This window comes from Streptomyces sp. NPDC059037, from assembly GCF_042740015.1.
Lineage (GTDB): Bacteria > Actinomycetota > Actinomycetes > Streptomycetales > Streptomycetaceae > Streptomyces.
Genome location: NZ_JBHYIG010000062.1, coordinates 21,910 through 22,947, shown reverse-complemented (window position 1 = coordinate 22,947; position 1,038 = coordinate 21,910). Strand labels below are relative to the sequence as shown.

1 protein-coding gene is annotated in these 1,038 nt (G+C 66.5%); it reads left to right on the top strand.

Annotated features, from left to right (window positions below):
• The first annotated feature begins 117 nt into the window (after nucleotides 1–117).
• A complete protein-coding gene (locus tag ACFWY6_RS15675; RefSeq protein ID WP_384689846.1) occupies nucleotides 118–870 on the top strand; it encodes a DUF2993 domain-containing protein in 753 nt (250 codons plus the stop codon).
• The last annotated feature ends 168 nt before the right edge of the window (nucleotides 871–1,038 follow it).

The window sequence follows — 1,038 nt, the reverse complement described above, 5'->3', positions numbered from 1 at the left end:
TACGGGTCTACAATATCTTCTACCATCTATTCCTCCCGGCCCGGGGCGGCCCCCCCCGGCCGGGGACCTGTCCTTTAGGCTCGCGGCATCGACAGCTGAGGTGGGGGAACACCGGACATGAGCAAGCGCGCAGTGCGAATACTTCTGATCGTCGTCGTGATCCTGGGCGGCCTGTTCGTGGGCGCCGACCGTCTCGCGGTGGGATTCGCCGAGGACGAGGTCGCGGACAAGCTGCGTACCAGCGAGGGGCTCAGCGAGACGCCGGACGTCTCGATCAAGGGCTTCCCCTTCCTGACCCAGGTCGTCGGCGGCACGCTCGACGACGTCGAGATCGGCATCAAGGACTACGACGCCACCTCCGGCTCCGACAAGATCCGCATCGCCGATCTGAACGCCCGGATGCAGGGCGTCGAGTTCTCCGGCGACTACAGCTCGGCGACCGCCGAGAAGGCCACCGGAACGGCCCGTATCTCCTACGACGAGCTGCTCAAGGAGTCCCAGGGCGAGCCGGTCAAGCTGCCGCTCGGCGCCACCGGCAAGGTGGTCGGCCTCTCCGACGGCGGCGACGGCAAGATCAAGGTCGAGGTCGAGGTGAGCAAGGGCGGCGTGAAGCTGCCGAAGCCGGTGCATGTGCTGAGCTCGGTCCGGGTCGAGGACGACACCATCAAGGTGCACGCCGACGAGATCCCGAAGAACCTCGAGGTCATGGGCGTGACCATTCCGCTCCCCGAGGGGCTCGTCCGCGATGTCACGGACTTCGAGGAGAAGGTCGGCGGCCTTCCGGGCGGCATCAAGATCGACGAGGTGAAGGCGGCGCAGGACGGCGTGAACATCTCGGTCAAGGGCACGAACGTGAAGCTGGCCGGCTGACGCCGCGCGGGGCCGCGTACAGCGGCCGTTCCGCAGTACGAGACAGAGCCGTCCGCGCGATGGATGCGGCGGGGGTCCAACAGCCCCCGCCCCCCCCCCGCCGCCGTTAGGCGTGAAACGAACACAAAAATCGTCAGTATGGCGCTGAGCAAACAACAAAACACTCTG